This is a genomic window from Pseudomonas brassicae, from assembly GCF_010671725.1.
GTDB classification, from domain to species: Bacteria; Pseudomonadota; Gammaproteobacteria; order Pseudomonadales; family Pseudomonadaceae; genus Aquipseudomonas; species Aquipseudomonas brassicae.
This window is the reverse complement of record NZ_JAAHBU010000622.1, coordinates 1-1,022: the sequence shown is the minus strand read 5'-3', so window position 1 is coordinate 1,022 and position 1,022 is coordinate 1. Positions and strand designations below refer to the sequence as shown.

Genomic DNA, 1,022 nt, shown 5'->3' with positions numbered 1-1,022 from the left:
AAACCCAGTTGCATGAACATGTTCAGTCTCCTTGCGCCGACGCGTCGGCGGCAGCGCTGACGCTCAACTGCACGCCAGTACGGGCCAGCACCCGGACCGTCTGGCCCACGTGCAACGGTGTGGTGCTGTGGGCCTGCCATTGTTCGCCCTGGGCCTGCACCCAGGCGTTGCACGGGTTGTCGATGGCCACGGCGCGCACCTGCACCAGGCTGCCCACCAGCCCGGCATCGCCGCTCACCAGCGCCCGCTTGCGCGCACGCAGGGCCATGCCCACCAGCGCGCCCAGCAGCAGCGCCGAGAGCACCGCCAGGCTGACGATCAACGGTAACGGGATACCATAGCCAGGTACTTCGGTGTCCATCAGGATCACCGCGCCCACCACGAACGCGACAATCCCGCCAACGCCGATCACGCCGAAGCTGGGCATGAACGCCTCGGCGATCATGAATGCCAGGCCGAGCAGGATCAGCCCGACCCCGGCGTAGTTCACCGGCAACAACTGCAAGGCGTACAGCGCCAGCAGCAGGCAGATCCCGCCGACCACGCCGCCAACCCCGGAGCCGGGGTTCATGAACTCGAAAATCAGCCCGTACACCCCGAGCATGATCAGGATCAACGCCACGCTGGGGTGGGTGATCACCGCCAGCAGTTGCGTGCGCCAGTCGGGCAGGTGCTCGATCACGGTCGCATCGCGGGTGTGCAGCGTCAGCGCCTGGCCGGCGACCTGCTAGTTGGCTGCGTCGAGCTGGCGCAGCAGGTCGGGCAGGTCGCTGGCCAGCGGTCGACCACCTTGAGCGCCAGCGCCTCGCTGGCCGACAGGCTGACGCTTCACGCACGGTCTTTTGCGCCCAGTCGGCATTGCGCCCGCGCAGTTGCGCCAGGCCGCGAATGTAGGCGGCGGCGTCGTTGACCTGTTTGCGCGTGAGGGTGTCGTCTGCGGCGGTGGGCTTTTGCTCCGGCGCGTTCGGTGTGCCCGGCAAGCCGCCCAGTTGCACCGGGGGTGGCCGCGCCCAGGTTGGTGC

At 68.3% G+C, this 1,022-nt stretch carries 1 pseudogene; it reads right to left on the bottom strand.

Annotated elements, in window-relative coordinates:
* Window positions 1-22 precede the first annotated feature (22 nt).
* Window positions 23-1,022, bottom strand: a pseudogene (locus G3436_RS26700) (NfeD family protein); the annotation flags it as partial.